23 protein-coding genes and 1 tRNA gene are annotated in these 25,711 nt (G+C 57.3%); 11 read left to right on the forward strand and 13 right to left on the reverse strand.

The genetic code is table 11. The features are described 5' to 3' along the window. Positions 1 to 11: 11 nt before the first annotated feature. Complete coding sequence (locus tag CEPID_RS10215) at positions 12 to 731, reverse strand: response regulator transcription factor (RefSeq protein ID WP_047240868.1); 720 nt, start codon at positions 729 to 731, stop codon at positions 12 to 14. Positions 732 to 868: 137 nt separating this feature from the next. Beyond that, on the reverse strand, positions 869 to 1,624 hold the full coding sequence (locus CEPID_RS10220) for a MerR family transcriptional regulator (protein ID WP_407921598.1): 756 nt from the start codon (positions 1,622 to 1,624) through the stop codon (positions 869 to 871). Positions 1,625 to 1,718: 94 nt separating this feature from the next. Here CEPID_RS10220 and CEPID_RS10225 point away from each other — a divergent pair, with 94 nt between their 5' ends. The 3 genes from CEPID_RS10225 to CEPID_RS10235 are packed head-to-tail and all read left to right on the forward strand — an operon-like array spanning position 1,719 to position 4,965. Further along, entirely contained in the window at positions 1,719 to 3,143 is a 1,425-nt protein-coding gene (locus tag CEPID_RS10225; RefSeq protein WP_047240870.1) for an MFS transporter, read from the forward strand. Next, the gene (locus CEPID_RS10230) at positions 3,133 to 3,651 is read left to right on the forward strand and encodes a TetR/AcrR family transcriptional regulator (protein ID WP_047240871.1); all 519 of its coding nucleotides are present in this window, start codon (positions 3,133 to 3,135) and stop codon (positions 3,649 to 3,651) included. Before CEPID_RS10225 ends, CEPID_RS10230 begins: the two co-directional genes overlap by 11 nt. A gap of 24 nt (positions 3,652 to 3,675) precedes the next feature. Next, positions 3,676 to 4,965 carry an MFS transporter gene (locus tag CEPID_RS10235; RefSeq protein WP_047240872.1) on the forward strand — a complete coding sequence of 430 codons (1,290 nt, stop codon included), beginning with the start codon at positions 3,676 to 3,678 and terminating at the stop codon, positions 4,963 to 4,965. Between the two features lie 89 nt (positions 4,966 to 5,054). Here CEPID_RS10235 and CEPID_RS10240 read toward each other — a convergent pair whose 3' ends face one another. From CEPID_RS10240 to CEPID_RS10255, 4 genes are all read right to left on the reverse strand, one after another. Next, the gene (locus CEPID_RS10240; protein ID WP_047241513.1) at positions 5,055 to 6,020 is read right to left on the reverse strand and encodes a diaminopimelate dehydrogenase; all 966 of its coding nucleotides are present in this window, start codon (positions 6,018 to 6,020) and stop codon (positions 5,055 to 5,057) included. A 156-nt stretch (positions 6,021 to 6,176) separates the two neighbouring features. Further along, positions 6,177 to 7,916, reverse strand: a complete 1,740-nt coding sequence (locus CEPID_RS10245) for a pyruvate dehydrogenase (RefSeq protein WP_047240873.1) — start codon at positions 7,914 to 7,916, stop codon at positions 6,177 to 6,179. Positions 7,917 to 8,000: 84 nt separating this feature from the next. Further along, entirely contained in the window at positions 8,001 to 8,501 is a 501-nt protein-coding gene (locus tag CEPID_RS10250; RefSeq protein WP_236684238.1) for a GNAT family N-acetyltransferase, read from the reverse strand. A 131-nt stretch (positions 8,502 to 8,632) separates the two neighbouring features. Beyond that, positions 8,633 to 8,705, reverse strand: a tRNA-Thr gene (locus CEPID_RS10255). Between the two features lie 192 nt (positions 8,706 to 8,897). Here CEPID_RS10255 and thrE point away from each other — a divergent pair. From thrE to otsB, 5 genes are all read left to right on the forward strand, one after another. After that, positions 8,898 to 10,325: a threonine/serine exporter ThrE gene (gene thrE, locus CEPID_RS10260; RefSeq protein WP_047240874.1), complete on the forward strand. Its 1,428-nt coding sequence runs from the start codon at positions 8,898 to 8,900 to the stop codon at positions 10,323 to 10,325. A gap of 179 nt (positions 10,326 to 10,504) precedes the next feature. Continuing rightward, a complete protein-coding gene (locus CEPID_RS10265) occupies positions 10,505 to 10,846 on the forward strand; it encodes a hypothetical protein (RefSeq protein ID WP_047241515.1) in 342 nt (113 codons plus the stop codon). 80 nt (positions 10,847 to 10,926) lie between these two features. Continuing rightward, positions 10,927 to 12,354, forward strand: coding sequence for an alpha,alpha-trehalose-phosphate synthase (UDP-forming) (locus tag CEPID_RS10270; protein WP_047241516.1), 1,428 nt, complete (start codon positions 10,927 to 10,929; stop codon positions 12,352 to 12,354). Then, the gene (locus CEPID_RS12565; RefSeq protein WP_052843527.1) at positions 12,351 to 12,791 is read left to right on the forward strand and encodes an META domain-containing protein; all 441 of its coding nucleotides are present in this window, start codon (positions 12,351 to 12,353) and stop codon (positions 12,789 to 12,791) included. Before CEPID_RS10270 ends, CEPID_RS12565 begins: the two co-directional genes overlap by 4 nt. A gap of 24 nt (positions 12,792 to 12,815) precedes the next feature. Beyond that, positions 12,816 to 13,577: a trehalose-phosphatase gene (otsB, locus tag CEPID_RS10280; RefSeq protein ID WP_052843528.1), complete on the forward strand. Its 762-nt coding sequence runs from the start codon at positions 12,816 to 12,818 to the stop codon at positions 13,575 to 13,577. On the opposite strand, the gene CEPID_RS10285 is transcribed toward otsB, so the two are convergent. Then, on the reverse strand, positions 13,541 to 14,641 hold the full coding sequence (locus CEPID_RS10285) for a LacI family DNA-binding transcriptional regulator (RefSeq protein WP_047240876.1): 1,101 nt from the start codon (positions 14,639 to 14,641) through the stop codon (positions 13,541 to 13,543). The two genes, otsB and CEPID_RS10285, sit on opposite strands and share 37 nt — an antisense overlap. A 101-nt stretch (positions 14,642 to 14,742) precedes the next feature. Here CEPID_RS10285 and CEPID_RS10290 point away from each other — a divergent pair, with 101 nt between their 5' ends. From CEPID_RS10290 to CEPID_RS10300, 3 genes are read left to right on the forward strand one after another with little or no spacing between them, the layout of a single operon-like run. Next, positions 14,743 to 15,795: a metal ABC transporter solute-binding protein, Zn/Mn family gene (locus tag CEPID_RS10290; RefSeq protein WP_047240877.1), complete on the forward strand. Its 1,053-nt coding sequence runs from the start codon at positions 14,743 to 14,745 to the stop codon at positions 15,793 to 15,795. Between the two features lie 22 nt (positions 15,796 to 15,817). After that, positions 15,818 to 16,519, forward strand: a complete 702-nt coding sequence (locus CEPID_RS10295; RefSeq protein WP_047240878.1) for a metal ABC transporter ATP-binding protein — start codon at positions 15,818 to 15,820, stop codon at positions 16,517 to 16,519. Beyond that, positions 16,520 to 17,401, forward strand: coding sequence for a metal ABC transporter permease (locus tag CEPID_RS10300; RefSeq protein WP_047240879.1), 882 nt, complete (start codon positions 16,520 to 16,522; stop codon positions 17,399 to 17,401). Between the two features lie 143 nt (positions 17,402 to 17,544). Here CEPID_RS10300 and CEPID_RS10305 read toward each other — a convergent pair whose 3' ends face one another. The 6 genes from CEPID_RS10305 to rlmB all read right to left on the reverse strand — a co-directional run bounded on the left by CEPID_RS10305 (position 17,545) and on the right by rlmB (position 25,708). Next, entirely contained in the window at positions 17,545 to 17,976 is a 432-nt protein-coding gene (locus CEPID_RS10305) for a hypothetical protein (RefSeq protein ID WP_047240880.1), read from the reverse strand. An 8-nt stretch (positions 17,977 to 17,984) separates the two neighbouring features. After that, positions 17,985 to 18,395 carry a hypothetical protein gene (locus CEPID_RS10310; RefSeq protein WP_047240881.1) on the reverse strand — a complete coding sequence of 137 codons (411 nt, stop codon included), beginning with the start codon at positions 18,393 to 18,395 and terminating at the stop codon, positions 17,985 to 17,987. Between the two features lie 11 nt (positions 18,396 to 18,406). Continuing rightward, positions 18,407 to 22,240 carry an ALF repeat-containing protein gene (locus tag CEPID_RS10315; RefSeq protein WP_047240882.1) on the reverse strand — a complete coding sequence of 1,278 codons (3,834 nt, stop codon included), beginning with the start codon at positions 22,238 to 22,240 and terminating at the stop codon, positions 18,407 to 18,409. 64 nt (positions 22,241 to 22,304) lie between these two features. Then, on the reverse strand, positions 22,305 to 23,195 hold the full coding sequence (locus tag CEPID_RS10320) for an AbfB domain-containing protein (RefSeq protein ID WP_052843530.1): 891 nt from the start codon (positions 23,193 to 23,195) through the stop codon (positions 22,305 to 22,307). A 50-nt stretch (positions 23,196 to 23,245) separates the two neighbouring features. Then, entirely contained in the window at positions 23,246 to 24,571 is a 1,326-nt protein-coding gene (locus CEPID_RS10325) for an LGFP repeat-containing protein (RefSeq protein ID WP_047240883.1), read from the reverse strand. Positions 24,572 to 24,769: 198 nt separating this feature from the next. Then, entirely contained in the window at positions 24,770 to 25,708 is a 939-nt protein-coding gene (gene rlmB / locus CEPID_RS10330) for a 23S rRNA (guanosine(2251)-2'-O)-methyltransferase RlmB (protein ID WP_047240884.1), read from the reverse strand. Positions 25,709 to 25,711: the final 3 nt, after the last annotated feature.

Raw genomic sequence — 25,711 nt, forward strand, 5'->3', positions numbered from 1 at the left:
CACAAACGAACCTAATTATCCTTGATAACCGTGCGCGGAGTACGCAGCACGTAGCCTACGCCTCGCACCGTTTGGATGAGTGGGGTCTCGCCGGTGTCGATCTTGCGACGCAGGTAGGAGATGTAGGATTCGACCACGTTGCCGTCACCACCGAAGTCGTAGTGCCACACGTTGTCGAGAATCTTTGCCTTGGACAGCACAACTTCAGCATTGAGCATCAGGTAGCGCAGCAGGTTGAATTCAGTTGGGGAAAGCTCGACGATTTCACCAGCCTTGGTCACCTCGTGGGTCTCGTCGTTGAGCACCAGGTCGGCGTACTCCAAGACCGCCGAGGATGCGTCGTTGTTGTCGATGACCGACCCACGTCGCAGGATAACTCGCAGGCGGGTGATGACTTCCTCGAGAGAAAATGGCTTGGTGACGTAGTCATCAGCGCCGATGGTCAGACCGTGGATCCGGTTTTCCACCGCGTCCTTAGCGGTCAGGTAAAGCACAGGTCCATCGAAACCCTCAGCACGGAGCTTGGACAGCAGCTCAAAGCCGTCGAAGCCCGGCAGCATGACGTCCAAGATGAACGCATCCGGGCGGAATTCACGCGCCACCCGGAGGGCATCTGTGCCCGATGGTGCGGTTGCGACATCAAATCCCTGAAACTTCAGGCTCACCGTCAACAATTCGACGATGTTCGGCTCGTCGTCGACAACAAGCACTTTCACAGCGGGCTCGCTCATGAGATCCTTCTTCTACGATTGGATTAATTGGATGATTCCAGTATTCCCTATCGCACTGCCCCGAGACTGATTGGTCGCTGAACGTTTTCTGTGAGGGTTGAGCTGCGGGTTTCCCACAGCCACTGCCATCGGCTCCGCTAGCCCCACTTCACATCCGCCAAATCCACCCCTTCCGCTTGCGCTTGAGCTTCCACCAACTGCAGCAAGTAACCGGCCAGGCCCTCATAGGTATCAGCAAAACGGTCGTCAGCAACATACATGCGTGCCAAGCACACCTGTTTCGCGGGCGTACACTCATACCACTGCGCAATCTGCGCCCGATGCCGCAAAACCAACTCCCGAGCAGCTTCCGATCCCGGCGCGACCTCCTCAGCATGGGCTGCGGCGAGCGCGGCGTTGAAGTCGGCCATTTCCTGCTTGACCGCCGCAAAGTCTTCCTTGCTCATATGCTGCTGCTTACGCTGGGCCTGCTCCCATTCTGGAGTATCCCCCCAGCGCTGTTTCGCCTCTTGCTCATAGTCGTACCACTGCTGTCCAAAAGCTTGTGCTTTTTCGGTCATAGTGAGTTTCCCTTCCAATAGGAGATTGACTGCAGCTTGCATCCGCTGCAGGTGAACGAGTTGCGATTGGAGGTGGCGCTGTTGCGCGCGGAGCCGTTCAGTGCGGCTGGATTGGCCGTCGACAATTGCGCTGATGTCTTTGAGAGACATTCCGGTTTCGCGATACACCAATATTTCCCACGCCTTGTCCACATCGCTTTCGGTGTAGAGCCGGTAGTCTCCCCACGTGCGGTAGCTGGGGCTAAGCAGACCGATGCTGTCCCAGTGACGCAGTGTGCGGGTTGAGATGCCGAGCAGGGACGCGGCCTCGCCAATCGTTAGTTCCTCATTCACGTCTTCCACCTTTCACTTTGACGCTACGTGAAGGTCAATAGCTGTGGTTTTTTGTTTTGCATACTGTACCGAACGTTCATTACAGTTACGGCTTATGACTTCGCAACGACGGTGGCTCTTCTTCGGCCTGATCAGCATTGGCCTTTACCTCGTTGGCATGGACAATTCCATCCTGTTCACCGCGCTTCCCTCCCTGCAAGAACAACTCCACACGACCGAAAACCAAGGTTTGTGGATCATCAACGCCTATCCGCTCACCATGTGTGGGCTGTTGTTGGGAACAGGGACGCTGGGCGATCGGATCGGACACCGGCGAATGTTTCTGTGGGGTCTAGCAACCTTTGGCGTCGCCTCCCTGGCCGCAGCTTTTTCCCCGTTAGCCTGGCTTTTGGTGCTGGCCCGCGGCCTGTTGGGCGCTGCGGCTGCAGCCATGATGCCAGCAACCTTGGCCCTCATCCGGGTTACCTTTGAGTCCGAGCGGGAACGTAACACTGCCATCGGCATTTGGGGTTCCGTTTTCGTGCTTGGGGCGGTTTCTGGGCCACTCATCGGCGGCGTGTTGTTGGAATACTTTTGGTGGGGCTCCATTTTCCTCATCAATGTCCCCATCGCAGCGGTGACGTTGGTAGCGACATTAGCTGTTGCGCCTCCCAACATGCCCAACCCGGCGAAGAAGTGGGACTTCCTAGCCTCTTGTTTGGCTTTGCTCACGCTCTCCGGATTGGTCATGACTATCGAGCAGGCAGTGTCGCCGCACCGGTCGGTCCCCGCTCTCATTTTTGGCCTTGTCGCGCTACCAGTAGGCGCGGTCGCCTTCCATCAACGGCAACGCGCGCTGATTGATCCGTTCATCGATTTCAGTTTGTTTCGCAATCCTATTTTCCTGGGTGGTTTCTTGGGTGCTGGGATCTCTACGCTCTTGATGTCCGGTTTGCAGCTGTTGACTTCGCAGCGGTTCCAACTCGTTGCTGGGTTCACGCCATTTGAAGCTGGGTTGCTCGCCGTCGCTATGGCCGGCAGCGCATTCCCATCGTCGATCCTGGCTGGTGTGTTCCTTGACCGCATCGGTTTCCGGACGCTCATGGCAGGCAGCTTCACAAGCTTCGGCTGCGGAGCGGTGATCTGCGCACTTTCGCTGTCCCAACCTCCTATATTCGTGGGTGGACTGCTGCTCACCGGGTTAGGCACCGGGGCAATTGCTTCGTGTTCTTCCGTGGCAATCATCAACAGCGCCCCGCTCAACAAGGTAGGGATGGCATCCTCAATCGAGGAGGTTGCGTACGAGTTCGGAGCCCTCATCGCGGTGGCACTATTCGGCAGTTTGCTGTCCCAACTTTTTGCCGTGTTTGCACCACCCGGGGTAGAAATCACGCACCCGCTTGTCGACGCCGCCTTCCACCCCTTCGACCTGGCCTACCTGACCATAGTGGTCATCCTCGCAATCTTGGCGTTTGTGACCAGCCTGATCTGCCTTCGACTTTTCCGCGCACGGACGCTGGAGGTCAACGTTGCGCACTAGCAAGCGGACCGAAATCCTCCAGGCAGCGATCGAACTCATCGAGGTTGGCGGAGTGGAAAGCGTCACTTATGAGGCGCTGGCCACGCACTCCGGGTTGAGTAAAAGCGGGTTGGTGTACCACTTCCCTTCCCGGCATGACATCTTGCTCGGCGTACACCAATTCCTGGCACAGCGATGGGCCGAGGAATTGGTTGCTGCTGGTGGCGCGCCTGCCCACGAGTTAGATCAGGTGGATCGCTTGCGGGCGTACATCCTGACCTTAAGCAGGAAGGCCACAAGGGCGGATCTGCTGGTGGCGATTGACGCGCACTCCCACCCGGACTACCTCGCGCAGTGGCAGCAGGTCACCTCGCTGTGGTCGCCCGGCCCGGATGACCCTGACTACGCTTTGCGTCTGCAAGCTGACGGGCTCTGGCTGCATGACCAAGTCAGTGAGGTGCCACTGACTCCAGAGCAACGCGAACTACTTACCCAGCAACTTTTATCCCAGCTCGACAGGCGCAACTAGGGGCAGCCAATTAGGGTGATGCGTATGCATTCAGCGCTTACGCATCGCACTGACCGTGGCACGGTCACTGCTTGGGCGTTGTGGGACTGGGGTTCCTCCGCCTTCAACGCCGTCTTAGTCACTTTTGTCTTTTCGGTTTATCTCAAGGATTCCGTCGGCGCGTCCATTCCCGATGCCGCCGCCCACTACGGCTTTGCGATGGCCGCCGCGGGTATCCTCATCGCCGTTATCGCACCAGTTCAGGGACGTCGAACCGATGTCAAGGGGCATCGCCGTCGCGCGGTGCGGGTTTGGACCCTAGTCACGGTATGTTTGATGGCCAGCTTGTTCTTCGTCCGCAACGACGCCCCCTGGTACTTCTACTTGGGCTGCACAATCATGGCGGTGGCCTCGGTGACGTTTCAATTCGCCGAAGTTCCTTATTTCGCGATGTTGGCACAAGTGTCCACGAAACAAACGGTCGGGCGGGTGTCTGGCTATGGTTGGGCGGCTGGCTACTTCGGTGGGATCTTCCTGCTCCTGATCTGCTTTGTTGGCTTCATTTCGGGTTCCGGGGAGACCCGGGGTCTGCTCGGACTACCGATCGAAGGTGGCCTCAACATTCGCCTCGTAGCGGTGCTGGCGGCGGTGTGGCTGCTGGTGTTTGGGCTACCAGTAATGTTTCGAGTCCCGGAGATCCCCGCTGATCCCAAAGCCGCGAGGCAATCTTTTACCCAGGCCTACCGAAACCTGTTTAGCGAGGTAGCGCAGCTGTGGCGCACCGATCGCAACTCCGTGTTCTTCCTGCTTGCCTCGGCGGTGTTTCGTGATGGGCTAGCCGGAGTGTTTACCTTCGGCGCGATTCTGGCCGTGTCCGTTTATGGAATTTCGGCCAGCGACGTGCTGCTCTTCGGCGTCGCAGCCAATGTCGTGTCCGCGCTGGGCGCGGTGCTAGCTGGATATTTGGATGACATCATTGGTCCGAAACCCGTGATCGTCGTGTCACTGCTGTGCATGATCCTAGACTGCGCTGTGCTGTACCTGGTGTCCGGAGCGACAATGTTCTGGATCTTCGGGCTGATTCTGTGCTTGTTTGTCGGCCCGGCGCAGTCCGCGGCCCGCACTTTTCTCACGCGGGTCTCCCCACCAAGGCGCGAGGGCCAAATGTTCGGCCTCTATGCCACCACGGGCCGCGCGGTCAGCTGGCTAGCTCCGGGGGCGTTTGCCATCTTCGTGGCGCTTTTCGACGCCGATCGCGCTGGGATCATCGGGATCGGCCTGATCTTGCTGCTGGGTTGCCTTCTTATGCTTTCCGTCGCATCGCCACGAAAATAGCTTGCAGGTGCTGATCAAGCAATAGCAAAAGCGGTGGTGACTACCTTGCTTGGGTAGTTACCACCGCTTCGTCGATAAGCTAGGCGGGTTTAGACGCTCTTAGCTACCAAATCATCCAGGGAAGCTGGGTGGATCAGGTAAGGGGCGATTTCCAGGACGGTGCGAGCACCGGTCTCGCCGGCCTGAGCCAGGCGGTGCGCTGCACGTCCGTAGGCGACCATTGCGCCTGCGGTGAAATCTGGGTTGCGCTCGAGCTTGAGGGTGTACTCGATCAGGTGCTGGGTGTCGCCGATTTTGCCGGCGGTGACCACGTGGCCGCCGTGTGGCATGCCGGTGTGCTCAGCATCGAAGACTTCGTCAGTGATGAAGTTGACTTCAACTTCGTAGCCAACGAAGTAGTCCGGCATGGTGCGGATGCTGTTTTCGATAGCCTCGAGGTCAGCGCCATCTTCCGCCACGATCCAGCACTGACGCAGGTGCGCGTTCTTGCCGGTGATACCTTCACCCTGGCGTGTCCGGGCCTTATCCAGCGCGTCTTCCGCGGGGATGGTGTACTGCACGGCCTTCTTCACACCGTCGATGCGGCGCAGGGCATCGGAGTGACCCTGCGAGAGACCAGGGCCCCAGAACGTGTGTTGGTCATTGTCCGTCATCACGGCGTCGGCGTAGACGCGGTTGAGGGAGAACATGCCAGGGTCCCAGCCGGTGGAGATCACTGCGACGTGGCCAGATTCCTTTGCCGCGGCATCCATTTCGGCGCGGTGGCGTGGGATTTCATTGTGGTTGTCGTAGGTGTCAACCGTGTTGTAAAGCTTGGCCAAGTTGGCAGCTTGTTCTGGCATGTCCGTAGCGGATCCCAGGCAGAGGTAAAGCACGTCGATGTTGTCAGTGTGCTTTTCGATGTCTGCAATAGGGATGACCGGTGCGGAGGTGTCCAGGGATTCACGACGCGAGAACACACCCACGAGATCGATGTCAGGCTGCGAGGCGATAACTTGCTCGACACTCTTGCCCAAGTTGCCGTAGCCGATAATTGCGGCACGAATATTGCTCATGTTGGTGTCCTTTCCACAAACGAGCATTGCTTAGATGCTCAATCCTACTGGTTGTGCCCGATTCGGCCCGATTAAATTCATCGGCTTTCAACAATTCCCATCGAATTGACAACGAGCCCACGGGTTGCGCCAACGGGTGATACTTTCGGACGACTCTTAAGGACGCGGAATATTTCGGACGTTGGACTTCGCCAAATCGAGCATCCGGCCCACGCCTCCGCCGAACACGGTGCGCGTCGCAGCCTTGGAAAAACCAAGGATCTGTTCGAAAGTGATGTTTGGTGGGATGGATAGCGCATTCGGATCCGTCACGACGTCGACAAGCACCGGCCCATCAAAAGCCAGCGCCTTTTCCAACGTCTTGCGCAGGTCGCCGGGCTTTTCGACGCGAAACGCCTTGATACCGGCGGCTTCCGCAATGGCGGCGTAGTTGACGCCCTCGTGATCGGTTTCGAACTCGGGGAAGCCCTGCACCAGCATCTCCAGCTTGACCATGCCAAGGGAGGAGTTGTTGAAGGTCACGATCTTCACCGGCAGCTGGTGCAGCTTGACGGTGAGCAACTCACCGAGCAGCATGCTCAGACCGCCGTCGCCGGACATGGATATCACCTGGCGGTTGCGGTTAGCTGCCTGCGCGCCGATGGCGTGTGGTAGCGCGTTGGCCATCGTGCCGTGGCGGAAGGATCCGATAAGTTCGCGTTGCCCGGAGAAATTGTTGATGTAGCGCGCAGCCCACACGTTGCACATGCCGGTGTCCACGGTGAAAACAGCGTCATCAGCTGCGAGTTCATCCAACATATCCGCGACCAATTCGGGGTGGATCGGGGTGTGCTTCTGCATCTTGTTGGTGTAGGCCTCGATGACAGTTTCCAGCTTGCGATGGTGTTCGCGCAGCATCGCATCCAGGAACTTACGGTTAGTCTTTTCTTCCACGTGTGGCAGGATGTTTTCGATCGTGGCTGCCACATCGCCCACCACCGGGTGCTTCACGGTGGTGCGTCGGCCGATGGCGGCCGCATTGATGTCGACCTGGGCCACGTTCTTCTTCGGCAGGAACTCCGAGTAAGGGAAGTCGGTTCCTAGCAGAATGAGCAGGTCAGCGTCGTTGGTGGCATCGTGGCAGGCGCCATAGCCGAGGAGCCCCGACATGCCGACATCGAAGGGGTTGTCGTGCTGGATGTACATCTTGCCACCCAGCGCGTGCCCCACGGGCGCCTTGATCTTCTCAGCGAGCGCGAGCACTTGTTCCCGGGCATCCTTGCAGCCAGCGCCACAAAACAGAGCCACCGTGTCGGCCTCATTAATGGCCTTGACTAGGTCCGCCGCCTGGGCTGGGTGCGGGAACACCACCGGTTTATCGACGGCCACCTTCGAATTCAAGTAGGTGTCATCCTCCGCATCGCACATCGAAATGTTGCCTGGCAGAACCAGCACAGAAACGCCGTTACCACCCATCGTCGATTGAATTGCGTGGTGCAGAATCCGGGCGCCCTGGGCTGGGTCATTAACTAACTCGCAGTAGCCGGAACACTCGTTGAAGAGCATCTCTGGATGCGTCTCCTGGAAGAAGTGCGAGCCGATTTGGGGGCTCGGGATATGGCTGGCGAGCGCCAGTACCTTCGCGCCGTTGCGGTGTGAATCATAAAGCCCCTGGACCAGGTGGGTATTACCTGGCCCACAGGAGGCGGCACAGACCGCCAATTCGCCGGTAACCAGTGATTCCGCGCCCGCAGCAAAGGCGGCCGCCTCCTCATTGCGGACGTGGACCCACTCGATGCTCGATTCCCGGACCGCGTCAGAAATTGGGTTGAGGCTGTCGCCCACCAACCCAAAGATTCGCTTTACACCTTGCTTTTCCAACGCTTGCACTAGCTGTGCCGCAAAAGTTTGCGCCATCTCTACCTACTCCTTGATTGTTGACTCTTACGCAATCAAGTGTGCGCCTAATCGGGAGATTTCGCCACCGCCGCCAAGCGCTACCTATAGGTCGAGCTGTAAAATAGCCAGGTCAAGCCGTTGATTATTCTTATCGCCCACGCCGGGGAACAGTCCTACTCGGCGAAAGCCCAGCTTTTCATGCAGCTTTATCGACGCCACGTTGCCGGCCTCAATATTGGCCAGCATCACTCTCAAACCCTGCTCTCGCGCTTCCGTAATCAGGGACTCCATCAAGGATCCCGCGAGCCCCCGCCCATAAAAACCCTCGCGGATATAAACCGAGTTTTCCACCGTGAACCGGTATCCCGCAGCCGGCCGATACTGACCATATCCCGCAAAACCCACCACTTGCCCGGAAATTTCCGCGACCAGAACGTGATGGGAGCGCAGCCAATCCTGGCGGTTTTCCACCGTGACCGGCTCTAGCAGCCAGGATGCCACAGTATTGAGTACAGCATGGTTGAAGATTTCCGCGATCGCCTCAGCATCTGCGAGGGAAGCTGGACGAATCTCAGGGCTTGCAGCCAAGTTTTGGGAAGTCACCAGACCGTTATAGTCGCTCGACCACCTAGCGTGCCAACTAAGTTACGAGGCATTGGACTGAACTAGAGAGCCCGCCAGCAAAACAGACCAGATCAACAGCGCACTAAACACACGTTGACCTGGCCTAATTGAGCTGGAGACGAGACTTGAACTCGCAACCTACGCATTACAAGTGCGTTGCGCTACCGATTGCGCCACTCCAGCACCATGCAGCTACCTTGCGTTGAGGCAAAGGCAGGAAGCACGAGAAATCATGCTACATCACAATTCGCACGCATTCCAACAAGCCAGTATGTGGCCAGATCCAGCAACCACTCACCCGAACCGAAACCAGACAAGACGGTAGGGTAAAAACGTCACGCCAACAACCGTCGATAAGGCCGAGGAGGGACTTCTATGGGCTGGCTGCCGGACTGGCTGCATCGACCCAAACGTATCGCAACGATTGACGCTGCCAAAGCGGCGCCACCGCCATCCCCCTTGGCGCCGATTAACTTGCAGGACCCCGGCCAAGTCGCGGGCGTCATGCACATTGCGGCACGCATCGGCGATATCCTCTTGAGCTCGGGCACCGGCAACAACGACGCCAAAGCCCAGATTCGGGCTGTGACCTCGGCGTACGGCTTACACTATGCGCACGTGGATATCACGATGAACACCATCACGATCTTCACCCACATGGGTTCATTCAAAACTCCGGTGAGCGTGTTTCGAGTAGTCAATCGCCTGGGGACCAATTTCGGCCAACTGGCGGAAGTAGACCGTTTGATCCGCTCGATTCAGGCAGGTGCCACATCGCCAGAGCTAGCGGAGCAAATCCTGGATGAGATTCTGTTGTCCCGGCCGGCCTATCGTTTTTGGAAATTCAATGGTGGTTGGGCGGTCATGGCAGCGGCGGTTGCGGTGCTCTTGGGCGGTGGCTGGCTCGTCGCATCGATCTCGTTCTTCGTAGCCGCGGTCATCATGACCGGCTCTGAATGGCTTGACAAACAGGGGCTTCCCCCGTTCTTCCAAAATCTTTACGGCGGCTTCGTCGGCACGGTTCCGGCGGGGATCGCCTATTGGTTTGCGCTGGAACGAGGCTTGCAAGTCGCGCCGTCCCAGATTATTGCGTCCGGGATCGTGGTGATGCTGGCAGGTTTGACCCTGGTCCAAGCACTCCAAGACGGCATCACGGGTGCGCCGGTGACCGCTAGCGCCCGATTCTTCGAAACGATGCTGCTCACCGGCGGAATCGTTGCTGGTGTGGCAATCGGCATCCAGGTTTCCAGTGCGATTGGTGTCGAACTACCACCGTTACAGACTTCGGCACCGCCTAACTTCCAGTCCGCCACCGTGAAGGTACTGTCGGGCGCGATCGCTTCGGCGGCCTTCGCCGTCGCCTGCTTCGTGGAATGGAAGTCCATGTGGATCGCCGGCCTGGCAGCAGCCGCGGGTTCCAGCGTGTATTACTTCCTGCTCATTCCCAACGGGGTTGGTCCGGTGGTGTCCACGGGTATCTCGGCGACCATCATCGGCCTCGCCGGTGGTTTGCTCGCCCGCCGCTTCTTGATCCCTCCCCTGATCGTCTCCGTGTCCGGCATTACGCCGTTGCTGCCCGGCCTGTCGATCTACCGTGGCATGTACGCCATCCTGAACGAGCAAATGCTGATCGGCTTTTCCAACATGGCCCTCGCGCTCGCGATCGCTACCGCATTGGGCGCGGGCGTGGTTCTTGGTGAATGGACCGCCCGCAAGCTGCGCCGTCCACCGCGTTTCAACCCTTACCGTGGTTTCCGTCGCCGTCGTCGATTCTTCAGCAAACAGGTTTCTCCGTATATGTAACAACTCCGAGTAGTAAACAGCGAGCAAACATTGCCCGCATATGTCCCCTAATTATTGCAGTGGCGTATTATGGAAGCCTACGTGTGTTTTTGCTGCTGCCGCGTGCGACATCCAACTGGTTGAAACTGGACGCGGCCCCGGCGAAACGACCTTTCCAGCTTTCGATTCCAGGAGGATCCTTGCCACCCAAGGTGACTGACACCCGCACCGCATCCGCTGAAGCTCTCCACGCCGTTGAGGCGGAAACTGCGCTGGCTGCTCGGCGAATCGTCGCAACTTATTCCCACGATTTCCTCGACGCGGTGACCCTATCCTGCATGTTGGGCGTAGAACCAGAGGGCCTGATCTACCGCAAGGTGGCAGCTGAGCACGAGGAAGCACAGCCAAAGAAGGCTGCCAAGCGCACCCGCAAGGCAGCAGCTAAAAAGACCACTAAGAAGGCTGCAAAGAAGACGACGAAGAAAACTGCAGCTAAAAAGACCACTAAGAAAACGACGAAGAAGACCACCAAGAAGGCCTAACCGGGCAGCGCCTGCACTTTCCGACGCTCCCGAGCAACCACTTTCTTACTTCGTCGCGCAATCTAAGGCAGGTGTACCCGTTGAGCAACAACAGCTTCGTTGTAGTTGCTAACCGACTTCCCGTTGACCGAGCTAAGGACGGCTCGTGGCAGCCCAGCCCGGGAGGCCTAGTCACCGCCTTGGCTCCGGTGCTGGAAAAGCACCAGGGCTGCTGGGTCGGGTGGCCCGGCAACGCCGGGGAACACCTCGAACCTTTCCGCACCGACAGTGGCGTCTTGCTGCACCCCGTCACCCTCACCGAAGCCGACTATGAGCTGTTTTACGAGGGTTTCTCCAACGCCACACTATGGCCTCTTTACCACGACCTCATCGTGCCCCCGCGTTTCGAACGCAGCTGGTGGGAAGCTTACCGAGAAGTTAATTTGAAGTTCGCCGAAGCCGTTGCCGAGGTCGCTGCCCCATCAGCTACCGTGTGGGTCCAGGACTACCAATTGCAGCTGGTCCCCGGTATTTTGCGACAAATCCGCCCCGATCTCACCATTGGTTTCTTCCTCCACATCCCGTTTCCCGGCGCGGAACTCTTTCGTCAGCTTCCTTGGCGCGAGGAGCTCATGCGCGGGCTTTTGGGCGCTGATTTGATTGGTTTCCATTCGGTAGACAATGCCCAGAACTTCCTCGCTCTCGCCGCTCAGGTCGCGGGTGCGGCTGGGTCTCATATCGGCCAGCCGGACGAATTAGAGGTCGAAGGTGAGGCGTCGATTAGGCAGGTCACAGCTAAGATTACGGCGCCTGATGGCCGAAAGGTTGGGGTGGCGGCCTTCCCTATTTCGATCGACTCGGCTGAAACCGCGAAGCTTTCCCAGCATAAGGGGGCGCTGCGTAGTCGAGTGGGTGAGCGGACTCTGATCCTGGGTGTTGACCGATTGGACTACACGAAGGGGATTTTGCAGCGCCTACAGGCCTTCGAGGAACTACTGGAGTCCGAAGCGATCGCACCTGATGAGGTGGTGTTTGTGCAGATCGCCACGCCGTCGCGCGAGCGCATCGACCACTACCGAAAAACCCGCTACGAGGTGGAAGCCGCTGTCGGTCGCATCAATGGCCTGTACGGCGAAATTGGCGAGCCTGTAGTGCACTATATCCATCGTCCCGTGCCTAAGCCCCAGCTCATGGGCTATTACGCCGATGCCGATATCATGCTCGTTACCCCGTTTAAGGACGGCATGAACCTGGTGGCCAAGGAGTACGTCGCCTGCCATGACGACGGCTCCGGGGCCCTGGTCCTCAGCGAGTTCGCCGGGGCCGCCGCCGAGCTTAACGACGCCTACCTGTGCAATCCACACGACCTGGAATCGATCAAGCGCCAGCTACTCGCGGCGATCACGGATGTGCGTGCAGGAAGCGAAAGTGCCCAGACTCGTATGCAACAGCTGCATGATCAAGTGATGACCCATGATGTTGACCTGTGGGCACGCAGCTTCCTGGGCGCATTGGAGAACCACGCATGAGCCGACGCACCATTCCACTGCTTTTCTCCGGTCTCGTTGCAGGCACCGCGCTGGTCGCCTGCACTCCCCCGCACAATAGTGACATCACCTGGCAAATCAACGAGGTCTACCTGGACCCGGCAACACCTGCATCGCTGCCGGGTGATGTCACCGCAACCATGGTGATGGGTGGTGCGACTGTCACAGGTGACACGGGCTGCGCGGCGTACCAAGGTCGGGTGAAGTTCGATAATCTCGATGACCCCCATTCCGTGACTTTCAGCACGATGCGTTTCCAGGAAACCCAATGCATCGGTGCCCAGCGCTACTTTCACGATGCCCTAGTAACCCTGTTAGACGGGGAATTCGCCGTGACCAAGACTGACAAAGAAATGCGACTGACGAAACAGCCAGCGGGTTTGGATGCGCCGTCGATAAGGCTTGTCGCGACGCAGTAGTGGCCGTGCACTAAGTTAGTAGGCATGGATTTTGCCTCTGCAGCAGACGTGACCTCAGCCCTTGTCCGTGTAGCCGATGTGCCTCGATTGCTGGTGATTTCGGACTTTGACGGCACGCTCGCAGACTTTTCTGTGGATCCCTACAACGTCCCCGTGAACCAAAAGTCGATTGCGATGCTGCAAGAACTCGGCACCCTCCCAAACACTTTCGTGGCGATTCTTTCTGGCCGCCATCGGGAAGGCTTGGCCCAGGTGTCTGGCGCGCCCGAAGGAATCGTGCTGGCAGGCTCGCATGGGGCTGATGCCCATGTTCTCAGCGACTCGGAAGCAACGGCCCTCGAAGAAGTTGCTGTCCAGCTGGAGAAACTTGTCGAGTCTGTCTCGGGTGCTTTCGTGGAACGCAAACCTTTCAACTGCGTGCTGCACTACCGCGATGTCTCTGAGGACCTCCAACAGCAGCTCATCGCTGGCGCAAACGACATCGCAGTGCCGGGGGCACATCAGATTCCAGGCAAATTTGTCATCGAGTTCTCGGTAGTGGATATCACCAAGGGCACCTGGATTACCGAAGCACGCGAGCGCTACGAGGCCGACGCGGTGGTGTTCTTCGGCGACGACGTCACCGATGAACACGGCTTCCGCGCCCTGGGCCCTGCTGATCTTGGCATCCGCGTGAGCGAAGGTCCCACCGCCGCTCACATTCGTATCCCAGATACCGCTGCGGTGGCTGCCACCCTCGAGGAGCTGTATCAGCTGCGAGCTGACGCCACGGTAGAACCCGCGTAGAAGCTGGTCTTCAAGATCTTTCGGGGCACCTCGACTTCGCGGTCGGCAAGGTGCGCGTCGATAAGCAGGTGCAGCATGTGCCCGGCGGCCGCCCCCTTCGCGCGATTCGGCTGAATGATGGTGGTGACATCGCGCTGCAGTGCGGTAGAAATCCCATCGAAACCCGTCACGCTGAGGTCCTCCGGCACCCGAATGCCTCGCTGGCGCGCGTATTCCAGCACCCCAAGCGCCATCGAATCCGTCGTGCAGATCACCGCGGTGAGCTCGGGGTGCGTTTCCAGCAGCTCCCGAGCGGCATCGATGTTGTTGGGCGCGTCGTTGATGTGGCGTTCGACCACCGGCACCGAATTCGGATCAATGCCCGCAGCCGCCAGCACCTCCAGCGCGCCCTGCACACGAGCTTGCTGCACATGCAGCCTTGCCGACGCCAACCGCGCCTCATCCACCGGGCCGTCATTTCGCTTACGGTCCAGGCGAATCGCCAAGATCCCGATGTTGCGGTGGCCGGCGGCCAGCACAGCTTCGGCAGCCGGTTTGATTGCTTCCCGGTCGTCGATCCCGACGAACGGCAGATCAGTGTCATTCGGTTGATCGCACACGACGATCGGGAGTCGCCGCATCCGTGCCGCTTCCAGATAGGGATCGTCGCAGGCCACGGAGTAAACCACGAAACCATCCACGACCGCCCGGGATAGCAACTGTGGCGGGTTGATGCCTGATTCGCCATCTGGTCCAGCCGGGATCAGCGTCAGAGAGACATGCGAACCAAACGATGCCTCTGCCATGCCTGCCAGAAAATCGACCGAGGCTAAGTCTTCGAAGGCGTAGGACAGGTGATCGGTGAAGAGAACGCCGATAGTGTCGGTGCGACGCGTGCGCAGCGAACGGGCAGTCGGGTCAGGACCCGGATAACCGATGCGCTCCGCGGTAGCCAAAATCTTTTCACGCAAGGCCGGAGATAGCTGCTCAGGACGGTTATACGCATTTGAAACAGTGGTGCGTGAAACCCCAAGTTCCGCCGCGAGCGATGCCAACGTGCCGCGACCCGATCTACGTTTCGACATGCCTGAACTCTAACACTTAGCAACCCAAGTCCGTATTCACTTAGATTTACTTATTGAAAATTGGTTTGACATAGCGGGCGCGTGCGACTTGGCTATTATCCATGAATTCCGGAAATTTACTATCCCGCAAAGTGGCACGCACCGCCACCGCTCTCCTAGCTAGTGCCGCCGCCGCTATCGGTTTGAGCGCCTGCTCAACTTCCGAGGACTCGTCCAAGACGGCAGAAACCAAGGATGCCATCAGCATCGTCGCCTCGACCCCAATCTGGGCCGATGTAGCCGATCTCGTCGTTGACGATGACAGTATCAAGATCGAATCCATCATCGAAGGCAACAACATCGATCCGCACGGTTTCGAGCCTTCGGCGGCACAGATGGCAAAAGCCGAAAAGGCAAACATTATCGTCGCCGGTGGCGGCGGATACGACTCTTGGCTCTATTCGGCCGTTGACGAAAACAAGGTCATCCACGCATTGCCGCTGACCGAGCATGATCACGAAGGGCACGATCACGAAGGTCACGACCACGGCACCGAAGCAGCAGCCGGCCACGAGGGCCACAACCACGGCACCGAAACAGCCACCGCCACCGCAGCAGCCGGCCACGAGGGCCACAACCACGGTGGAGCCGAGGGCGCTGCGGACAATGAGCACATTTGGTACGACACGACTTCTTTGACTGAGGTCGCCAACGAGATCGCTAAGAAAGTCACCGAGTTAAAGCCTGGCGCCAAGGTCAATCCACAGGCAGTTGAGAAGAAGGTCGGTGAGCTGGACAAGCGCCTGCACGCGCTGCATGGTGCCGATGTCGCACAGACCCACCCGCTTGGTGACCACATCCTCGCCCACACTGAGCTGCACGATGTCACCCCTGAAGGCTACCGAAAGACCACGCTCTCCGAGTCCGAGCCAGCTGCTGCTGATGTCAACGCCTTCCTCGAGGCCATCGAAGCTGGGAAGATTCAGGTCCTGTTGGACTCCCCACAGACCGAGACTGAATACTCTAAGAAGATCCGTTCCGCTGCTGAAGCCAAGCACATCCCGGTGGTTAACATCTACGAGACCCCGGAAAAGGGCACGAACTTCTTCGATCTCTATGATCAGACGATCACCAAATTGGAAGAAGCTACCAAGGCTGTTCCGCACACGCACTAATCAGGCAAAGTATTCTTAAACAGTGCTACTTCAGTTCAACGACGCAGCGGTGAGCCCGCTTTGGGAGAACCTCAATCTCGAGGTGTCCCCAGGCGAGTTCATCGCTGTTTTGGGCCCTAATGGCGCCGGGAAATCCTCCCTTCTGCACACGATCTTGGGCACTCGGCAACTCACCCGCGGAACGGTATCTGCGACCAAGAAGATTGGTTTCATCCCGCAACAGCGAATGTTTCCTGCGGAGCTACCGCTACGAGCGCGAGACTTGGTATCCCTTTCGCTGGCGCACGGCATCGTCCGCAATCGCCACGCATCCGCCGATCGAGTCAATGCCCTGCTCAAGAAGGTGGGAGCCGAAGGAATCGCAGATCGGCGCGTCGGCAAGCTTTCCGGCGGGCAGCAGCAACTGGTCCGCCAGGCGCAAGCCCTGGCAAATTCGCCCGAGCTTTTGCTTTGCGACGAGCCGTTGCTCTCCCTGGATATGGGAGTCCAGCAACGCACGGTGGATCTCCTCAACCGCGAACGCACCGAGCACGACACGGCTATCGTGTTCGTGACCCACGGCATCAACCCGATCCTCGAGCACGTCAACCGTGTGCTCTACCTGGGCCCATTCGGGCATACCCTCGGCGAGGTTTCCGAGGTCATGCGGTCGGAAGTGCTTTCGGAAATCTATCGCACCCATATCGATGTGCTACACATCGACGGAAGGCTGATCGTGGTGTAAATGACGCAATTTATTCAAGACACCCTTTACTTGCTCGACGTCGGCTTCGTGCGCCAAGCCCTCATCGCTTCCGGACTGCTGGGCATCCTTTCGGGCGTGATGGCCCCAATAATTGTGCTGCGCCAAATGTCGTTTTCGGTTCACGGCACCTCAGAATTGGCACTGATGGGTGCCTCGGCAGCGTTGCTACTTGGTCTCAACATTGGCCTCGGCGCGGTGGTCGGATCGATCGTGGCTGCAATCGTCCTAGCGCTTTTGGGTCTGCGCCAGCAAGACGCGGCCGTCGGCGTGGTAATGAGTTTCGGTATGGGATTGTCCGTACTTTTCATCCACCTCTACCCTGGTCGATCCTCGACGGCATTTTCACTGCTCACAGGACAAATCGTGGGGGTTTCCAGCTCGTCGGTATGGCTGCTTGCGGGAGTGACCGTTATTGTGCTCGGAGCCGTTGCTTTACTGTGGCGTCCCCTGCTTTTCGCGTCCGCTGACCCGGTGGTGGCGTCCGCGAGCGGCATTAATGTCCGAACTCTGTCGGTGATTTTCGCTGTCCTAGTGGGGCTGACCACTTCGCAATCCGTACAGATTGTGGGTGCTTTGCTGGTCATGGCCTTGCTCATCACGCCGGGCGCGGGAGCCGTTCACATCACCTCAAATCCATTGCACGCCATCCTGTGGTCAGTGCTTTTTGCCGAGGTTTCCGCGGTTGGTGGCTTAGTCCTTTCTCTGGCTCCCGGTTTGCCAGTCTCGGTATTCGTGACCACGATATCGTTTGCGATCTACCTAATTTGCCGACTGATTGGTTTGTTAAGAGGCCGGGGCGCTACTCGGGATGAGGCGGTGGCTCGGGCGTACGCGAAAGAATGTCATCACGCCGAACAATAGTTTGGGTATTTGCTAACCACATCCGCTAGCCGAACTCAGTAGTTCATAATCTCCGCGTGGGGCAAAACAACACACCATGAACGGCGGAAAAGAAAAGCACCCCAATCGGGTGCTTGGTGGTGTTAGGTGAGTTTCTTGCGTGGCTAAGGGGCTATCGTTTCGTGGCGAAAGCCGTCCTCACCCCAATATTCTGGATCCCACCAGGTAATGGTTTCATTGAGGATAATAGTGATCAGATGCTCAGGCAAGATGATTTCCCCGAATTGAACGAGGACATTAATTCCTTGTTTTTCTAGTTCAGCTACCACTTCTTCGTCTGTTATTTTCCGGGGATCAAGGCATATGCCGAGGAAGGTGTCGCGGTAGATGTCGGTGAGAGCGACCGTTACACACTTATTGTCTTCAATGCGACAAACAACAAGTGAGTATTCTTCATCGTTGTCCCTGTTTGGGATGTCAATCCATGCTTCGAGTTCATCTTCCGCTGGCTGCTGGCAATCAACGCAACTCTCGACAGCCTCTTGGAGGGTGCCGCCGAGGGGGAATGGCAAAGCGTAGTCAGTAGTGAAATTCATGAATTGACCTAGCGCTCAGGGAACTCAGTCCACACGATGGAAATAACTTTACCTTTTTCGAAATAAACTTCAATAGGGTAATCCTTGAGGACCACACTTTCACCGTCGTATTCGGCCTCAATACCTTTAGCGAGCAATGCTTTTAGGAAAGGAATTGCGCGAAGGGAAAAATCAACCCCCATAAAAGAATCACCTCGTTCAATAGGGGACAACTCCATCGCGGTTATTCTTTCATTCTTTATAGATCCCTTTATGAGACGCTGTTTGTTTTCAATCTCTAGATAGCCTAGGAGTCTCGCTCTTAAAGATGGGTCAATCCAGGTCAGATCGTCAATTTTTAGATCAATTAAGCGATCTTCATAAGACAGGGGTTCTTTACCGGGATTGAGAGCTTCAAAAAACTCAGGTTGAAAATCCATAGATATTCTCCTTATGTCAGCGTTGTCCGGAAGTCGACTTTCATGTACCCCTTTTCTAGAGCATAGTCCAGCATTTCATTAAGAGCCGCCGTGTACTTGCCGGGAAACAATGACTCAATGTGATAAAATTCTATCTCATAGATTTTGTCTATTTTTCCTTCCAGAATCAATTTTTCTTGATCCGCGCGATATTCAACCGCCTCAGGATAGTTCCCGAATGAACGCGTAAGGGCATGGTCTTCGGGGAGCATCTGAATGGCGGGGCCTTTATACTCGCTCAGATCACCGGGAAGATCGGAGCGCACATTCCGCATGACTGATTGGGCGATAATATGATGCCTCTCGAATGAGACGTATTCCACACTAGGTACTTTACGAACATTGGATGTTGAAAGATTCGCGTAGTGGCCTCCGCGGAATCCCTTTCCATTAGGTGGAAAAATGGAGCATTTGAGTGCTATGAATTGGAACCGTGGTGCGCTGAACTGTGGCGATAGTGAAGTCGCCTCGGCGTAATTGAACGACCATGATCCCTGGCCTAGATGCGCAGCATAGTTTACTGGGCACGCTGGAATACTGCGTGCTGCTTCGATCTTGTCGGCGATCCAGATCTTTCGTGCCTCGAGTGCCTTTTTGATTTCAGGGACTTTGCCGATGAGTATGCGGATGGCGCCTATCGCTTTGCCCGCTTTGAAGATCTTCCCAACGGGTAGGAAGTTCACGGCTGTCCACAGGCATCCAGCGATGTCGCCTTTGAAGCAGTTGATGGCGTCGGTAACACCGATCAAATCCAAAATCAGGTCAAGGGCTTCTTTACCGATCTTTTCTTTGATAGTTTCGAGCATCCCGGCAGGCTGATCGGGCTGTTCCCCTGCTTGTACTTTGAGGTCGTTTGCAGCTTGAATTTCTACTTGTTCTGCGTGCCACTTCTCCATCGCCATCCGATAAGCATCATCCGCGGCCGCAGCTGCAAGATCAGCATCCTTGCCAGCAGCCACAGCAGAGGCACGCGCTGAGGCAGCAGAAGACGCAGCTTCGTTGGCAGATTGATGTGCGGCAGCGGCGTAGCTTGCAGCTTGGTCAGCATTGGCTGAAGCTTGGGCTGCATCAGCTTCGGCTTGGTTTGCGGCCGTGTGCGCACGTTGTTGTTGCTCAAGTGCGAAAGCTAGGGAACCTTCTGCAGATTGCACATGTCCTGCAGCAAGGTTTGCCGATTCTTGGGCTTTACCGGACCAGGATGCAGCCTCTTGTGCGTACTTGGTTGCTTGGACAGCATCACCTCGTGCTGCGAAGTAGGATCGTTGGGCACTAGATGCTGATTCGGCGGCGCGTTGTGCAGCAGCAAAACCTCGTTGCAACAGGGCATTGATGTGCCCGTCGTGGGTTGAACGTTGCGCATCTGCTGCACCTCGACGGTACATCTCGATACTGATAAACTCGTCAAGCCCTGCCCGGTCGCCAAGAACTGCTGCTTCTGCCGCTGCTTTGACCTCAGGGGTGCCAGTTGATGCTAGGTCGTAGGCGGTGCGCAGTTGATCTTCGTAGCGAGCTTTATCGAACCCACCACCGTTAACGAAGGTATCGAGGGCGTCGTAGGTGTTGGCTTGTAGGGCTTTGTCTGCAGCAGCTTGTACACCAGTTCCTCCGGTGGCACGAAGCTGATATGTGCGCTGGATTAGTGCGGGTTTACGTAGGTTCTGGACTTCGTCGGTAGCAAACCAGTGCACGACTTCGTCAGCGGCATTGGCGTAGTAGCCGGAGTCAAACCGTACATCCTCATTAGGATCAGTCATCCACCACTGGTCGAGCAATGCTCGCTCGTCCATGCTTACTGCGGCACGGTAGCCCTGTTCAGCGAATTTTCGAAGGTCGGCATCATGATTACCAGACAGCGCAGTTTTTGCAGCCCCCGAGACCGCTGGGCCACCGACGAGTACTGCGGCAACTGTTGCTTGACGTAATTGGTTGATATCTCCACTAAAAGCAGCAGCTGCCCCAGGTTGCTCAGCGACAGGCCCTTCGGCATCGCGATAGTCTGGGATATTAGCTCCCAGTTGCTGCATTTCCGTGATCAGAGATTGTTTGCGCTGTTTTTCTAGTGCTTGTGCGTTGTCACGTGCATCGTGGACTTCGCGGGCTTGGCGGGCTTGGCTTTTGAGGAATTCTGCTTCTTGGGCCAGGCGTTGATCTGCAGCAGTACGTGCTACCTCAGCAGTTTTCACCGCTAGGTTCATGGCTTCAATAGCTTTTTCCGCAGCAGTCTGGGCCATGTGTGCATTGATGCCTGCTTGGGTCGCGGAATCAACAGCATGACCGGCGTGAAGCGCTGCTTCTTCAGCGGCTTGCGCTGACAGTCGTGCGTGTTCTGCTGCTTCGCGTGCTGCGATACGGGTTTGTTCTACCAAACCACTGATTTGAACGACCAGTCCATCGACTTCGTTGGCGGATGCGCGTGCCCGCGAGGCTGCAACACGAGCCCGTGCTGCGCCGGCGCGGGCATCGGCAGCGGCTTCATCACCAGCACCTGCAGCAGCTGCGGCTTGTTCAGCCGCAGCTGCTGAGGCGTCAGCGTTCATTGCAGCTGAGGCGGCTGCTCCACTGGCATTGCGTGCGTATCCTGCTGCGGCTTCAGCGTGTGACATTGATGCTGCTGCGGCTTCTGCCCTGGATGCTGCATCGCGTGCTTGCTCTGCTGCTACGCGTGCTTGGTAGGCCATGTTTGCATCCAGCCCGGCAGCAGATGCGCGTGCTGCTGCTTCATTAGCAGCCATACGTGCGGTAGCCGCTGCGGCGGCGGCACGAGACAGTGCGTCCGCAGTCTGGGCCAGGGCTTGCTTTGCCTCAGCTGCAGCAGCCACAGCATTATCAGCAGACGCTGCCGATTGGGTAGCTAACTGGCCTGCTGCTGCCGCAGCATTGCCTGCTCGAATTTGCGCGCCATCTGCAGCGATAGCCTCATTCTTCGCCCGCTCTGTGGCTTGCTTCGATAGCTCAGTGGCACGTTTTGCGCCGTCGGCATGCTGTGCGGCGACCGAGGCGGCTTCTTCAGCTTTTACTGACTGGGTATTTGCTACCTCCACCAACGCGGAGATATCCATTTCTTCCATGTCTTGGGCTGCATCAACAAACTGCCCATAGCGCAGGTAAGTGGTAACAGCAGTGTCTGTTCCCACCCGGATGGCTTCACTGGCCCCTGCTGCAACACTGGGCAGTGCAGAGCGGGTGAGCTCGTAGACCTCGCGGCGTGCATCATGCGCACGAGCTGTATCAGCACCATGGGAGGCAAACTCGCTTAAAGCCTCCGCGGTGTTATCTTTGAGCGCTTGGTCAGCCGCTGCCTTCAGTGAGGATCCCTCAGGGGCCTTCGCAGCATCCCATGCAGTTGCACGATCATCGACTGTTTGTGCTTGTTGCCAACCGGAATCGATGAACTTCGCCATCGTTTCCACATCTTGTGTGGCCAGCGCTGCTGCAGCATCCTGTTGTACCTGCTTGCCGGAAAGCGTTGATATGGTGACTAGGATTTGGGATAGATCCTGGCGTTTGGCTTCATCCATCCCCACCGAGGCATATGCTTGAAGCTCTTTGTCCCCACCGCGAAGAGCTGCCTCGGCAGCGTTTTTCGATGCAGGAAACGTTGATTGCAGCATCTCCAGGGCAAATTCTCGCGCCTGCTGCATGGTGGCTGCCTTGTCCGCTAACCGAATCTGGTCGGTCTGCGCGATAGCCGCTGGATTACTAGCACCACTGGCCAAGGCAATCACGGTGATAGCGGTGAGAATCCGGGTCAGGATCTGTACCCATGGCTTGCTCTTGTTGTGATGAAGACACGTCGACGTTGTCATAACTTCTAAAACCAGTTTTCTTTCTTCACAAGTGGCCAGCGGATGATGTGCCTATGACGAGGCGTTATGGGCGGGCGAGCCCAGAGTCAACAAACCAGGCCGCGGTCGGTGATGATGTGGATGCCAACGTGACAGCAGAACCAGACAGCGCTAAGGCTTTGGTTTGATCAGCTGCCAGTCGCAATTGTTGTGCGGATGTCGGCGATGTTGCTACAGGGCAAAATGTTGCGCGCGCGGCAGCAGGGGTGTTGCTTAAGGCGAGCGTGGTGTTTGAGACGGCTGTGAGATACGCCCCAGGGTAGGAGGCTGATTCCAACGACACGCAGGCGGAACCATCCAGGCCTTTGACAACTTTGAATGTGCCATCGAGCCGGTCGGTAAAGGCACTGTTTTTATCCAAGGTGGTCGCCCCGATGCCGTTCCATGTCACCCGCATGACTGTGCCGGAAGTTACCTGATTAGCAGAGCGGAAGGATACATAGTTAGGTGCGGCGTCAGTCGATGCAGTCAGCGTTCCGGTGGCAGGTCCTGTGTTGGTAGACACCGGGGTGACTTGAATTTCGACGACGGTTGATCCTGTGCGTGCGACGTCGATAGTGGCGACTTTGCCCGGGTCCACGGTTTCCTGCCAGTACACTGCACCGTCAGGCAACTTGAATGCGATATGTGCTGGAACCTTCAAATTGTTGACGACACCGTAGGATCCGGTGATGTGGGTGGCAATCCACCCGGTTGGCCGCGTGAGGCCAAAGCACACAGACATCGTGGTAAACGAGGACGAGTCGATGCGGATCTGCTCACCCGCAGCGTTGCAGGGTTGTTGGACCAGGCCGCCGTCACCGTCGAAGATCGTGACAGTATCAGCAGCCTGGGCAGTAAACGGGGTGATAGACAGTGCCATGGCCAACGCAAATGGCAGCAATGATTGTGCACGCACACGGGTTGAACGAATCATAGTCAGTTACGCTTTCTTTCACCACGGCGAGAGGCGTGGTGGTAGGTGAATTATCCGGTGACTTTTCCGTAGATAGTGGTGGCGCGGTCGATGCGCTGCGTGATGCTGGTAGCCATCTGAGACCAGACTTGGGTACCGACATGATCGGAGCTAAACGGTCCTGCAATCTTGGTGGTTGAGGTTTCGCCGAAGGATTCGACGATCATGCGCAACCACGTCTTATTCGAGCCAACATAAGCCTTCTGGATGGTTGGGTCGGTAAAGACCATGTCTTTGTCTGCCGTTGCTGGTGCGGTGACATGATCGAAACGGATGTTCAAGATACGCCCTTTACCCTCGGGGTGCCCGTCGCCTGTGATGAGAGTGAATCCAGTGTCGGAAATCCGATCAACTGTGGCAGGTCCTTTACCACCACCCGTGGTGGTAAACGTGCACGTGGCGCCAACAGCGAGGACCTCTGGGCAGCCGGACAGTGGGAAGTAAGTACCCATGTGCTGGATGACTTCGCGCATCATGCCTGCTTCATGCAGGCGTGGGTGATCGTTGGTGGTCACAATCGGGTAGATCTGGCGATAGCTGGAGTATGCCTTATTGTCATACGTGCGCAGGACCTGTCCGGTGGCTGGGAAGATCTGCAAGCGACCATGTTGGAAGTCTTGTGTCACCGCGCCGTTGAGCTGGTATCGGTCTGACGTAGGATAGCCGAGTGTGCCGGCCTCCCAACCGTTAGCGCCCCATAGATCGAACATGTCTTTCTCAATTATGTGAGCCCCGGTGGTAGGTGACCAGTAGATGTGTCCGTGTTCGAAGCGGTTGAATCTGCCTACGCCGTCGGGCGTGGTGATCTCATCAGTAGCAGGGTAGCCGAGTTTTCCAGCTTCCCAGCCCTGACGCTGCCACGCATCGCGGATCTGGCCCTGAACATTGTGCGCATCCGTTGCAGGCGACCAATAGATCGATCCGGACTGGAAATGATTGAACCGACCAATTCGATCGGGTGGGGTGAGCTCATCGGTGATTGGGTAACCCAGGATGGTGTTTTCCCAACCAAGGTCAGCCCACTTGTCGCGGATACGGCCCTCTACAGCATGTGCGATGCCGTTATCGGCGTTGGGATGCCAGTAGATAGACTTGTTGTTAGCAAAATGCTGGTATCGACCGTTCCACGCGGAGACCGATTCGTCGTTGAGGGCATCACCGAAATGATTCCATCCGCCGAGTCGGTGATAGGTGGTCTCGATAGCTCCACGGATCCAATGACTGTGGAAAGTGTCAGCAATAGCTGGCGGAATAGTCAACGAGACCGCTGTAATGACTGAGGCAACACCGCGAAAAATGAGTCGTTTAGATAAGATTCCCTGTACATCGACTGTCATGGCGATTACTATAAGCTCTTAATCGACTCTCTGCAGGGCAATCGATACCAATTCACTAAATGTTAAGAAGACTACCCCCAACGAGAGCACCAGGCAGCGCCATCCAAAAGCGACGTGAAAAGCCCGCCACATGCAGCGTCGATAAGCTGCACGCGACGGGCCAAACCGGGCAAAACCGGCCCAACAGCCAAAGAAGCGTTACTTCACCCGTCGCTGTCGCGCGAATTCGCTGAGCACTACCCCGGCTGCGACTGAGGCGTTCAGCGATTCCACCCACTCAACCATCGGCACGCTCATGATGGTGTCACAGGTCTCTCCGACGAGACGGGAAATGCCCTTGCCTTCCGAACCGACGACGATTACAACGTTCTCGGTGCCATCGTAGGTGTCGAGCGTGTGGTCGCCTCCGGCATCCAAACCAACCACCTGGTAGCCGTTTTGCTGGAACATTTTCAGCGTGCGCACGAGGTTCGTCGCGCGTGCAACGGGAAGGCGAGCTGCGGTTCCTGCGGAGGTACGCCAAGCCACGGCTGTCACAGACGCAGAACGACGTTCCGGAATCACCACACCATTACCGCCAAATGCAGCCACGGAACGGATAACGGCGCCCAGGTTACGTGGGTCAGTGATGTTATCCAGCACGACGATCAGTCCCGGCTGGCCGGTGGCACGCGCGGCTTCGACCAAGTCTTCTGCTTCGGCGTACTTGAACGGCGGAATAAGCAGGCCCAATCCCTGGTGCATGGCATTGCCGGTCATGCGATCAAGCTCGAACTTCGGCTTCTCGATAACCGGGATTCCCCGGTGGTTCGCCAACGTCACGGCCTCAGTCAAGCGGTCGTCAGCGCCGGTGCCTTGCCCAACGTAGAGCGCTGTAGCTGGCACTTTTGCCTTCAGGCACTCCACCACCGGGTTGCGGCCGACTACGAACTCGTCGGTTTCCTTCTCGTGGCGTCCTTGGGCGCGTCGCTCCGCTGCTTTCTTGGCGCGGTACTTTGCGTGGTACTCGCGATCCTCAGCTTTAGGAGTTGGTCCCTTACCCTTCAGCGCACGTCGTGCCTGGCCACCGCTGCCCTTGACCATGCCTTTTTTGTTCGTCTTGCGGAGGCCACCGCGTCGTTGATCGTTTCCTGCCATGAT

Origin of the sequence: Corynebacterium epidermidicanis, from assembly GCF_001021025.1 — a bacterium.
Taxonomy (GTDB): Bacteria; Actinomycetota; Actinomycetes; order Mycobacteriales; family Mycobacteriaceae; genus Corynebacterium; species Corynebacterium epidermidicanis.

What these genes read in the sequence shown, in the direction of transcription:
- CEPID_RS10215 (WP_047240868.1), bottom strand. Translation starts at nt 731, where the DNA reads ATGAGCGAGCCCGCTGTGAAAGTGCTTGTTGTCGACGACGAGCCGAAC.
- CEPID_RS10225 (WP_047240870.1), top strand. Translation starts at nt 1,719, where the DNA reads ATGACTTCGCAACGACGGTGGCTCTTCTTCGGCCTGATCAGCATTGGC.
- CEPID_RS10235 (WP_047240872.1), top strand. Translation starts at nt 3,676, where the DNA reads ATGCATTCAGCGCTTACGCATCGCACTGACCGTGGCACGGTCACTGCT.
- CEPID_RS10240 (WP_047241513.1), bottom strand. Translation starts at nt 6,020, where the DNA reads ATGAGCAATATTCGTGCCGCAATTATCGGCTACGGCAACTTGGGCAAG.
- CEPID_RS10245 (WP_047240873.1), bottom strand. Translation starts at nt 7,916, where the DNA reads ATGGCGCAAACTTTTGCGGCACAGCTAGTGCAAGCGTTGGAAAAGCAA.
- thrE (WP_047240874.1), top strand. Translation starts at nt 8,898, where the DNA reads ATGGGCTGGCTGCCGGACTGGCTGCATCGACCCAAACGTATCGCAACG.
- CEPID_RS12565 (WP_052843527.1), top strand. Translation starts at nt 12,351, where the DNA reads ATGAGCCGACGCACCATTCCACTGCTTTTCTCCGGTCTCGTTGCAGGC.
- otsB (WP_052843528.1), top strand. Translation starts at nt 12,816, where the DNA reads ATGGATTTTGCCTCTGCAGCAGACGTGACCTCAGCCCTTGTCCGTGTA.
- CEPID_RS10285 (WP_047240876.1), bottom strand. Translation starts at nt 14,641, where the DNA reads ATGTCGAAACGTAGATCGGGTCGCGGCACGTTGGCATCGCTCGCGGCG.
- CEPID_RS10290 (WP_047240877.1), top strand. Translation starts at nt 14,743, where the DNA reads ATGAATTCCGGAAATTTACTATCCCGCAAAGTGGCACGCACCGCCACC.
- CEPID_RS10300 (WP_047240879.1), top strand. Translation starts at nt 16,520, where the DNA reads ATGACGCAATTTATTCAAGACACCCTTTACTTGCTCGACGTCGGCTTC.
- CEPID_RS10305 (WP_047240880.1), bottom strand. Translation starts at nt 17,976, where the DNA reads ATGAATTTCACTACTGACTACGCTTTGCCATTCCCCCTCGGCGGCACC.
- CEPID_RS10310 (WP_047240881.1), bottom strand. Translation starts at nt 18,395, where the DNA reads ATGGATTTTCAACCTGAGTTTTTTGAAGCTCTCAATCCCGGTAAAGAA.
- CEPID_RS10315 (WP_047240882.1), bottom strand. Translation starts at nt 22,240, where the DNA reads ATGACAACGTCGACGTGTCTTCATCACAACAAGAGCAAGCCATGGGTA.
- CEPID_RS10320 (WP_052843530.1), bottom strand. Translation starts at nt 23,195, where the DNA reads ATGATTCGTTCAACCCGTGTGCGTGCACAATCATTGCTGCCATTTGCG.
- CEPID_RS10325 (WP_047240883.1), bottom strand. Translation starts at nt 24,571, where the DNA reads ATGACAGTCGATGTACAGGGAATCTTATCTAAACGACTCATTTTTCGC.
- rlmB (WP_047240884.1), bottom strand. Translation starts at nt 25,708, where the DNA reads ATGGCAGGAAACGATCAACGACGCGGTGGCCTCCGCAAGACGAACAAA.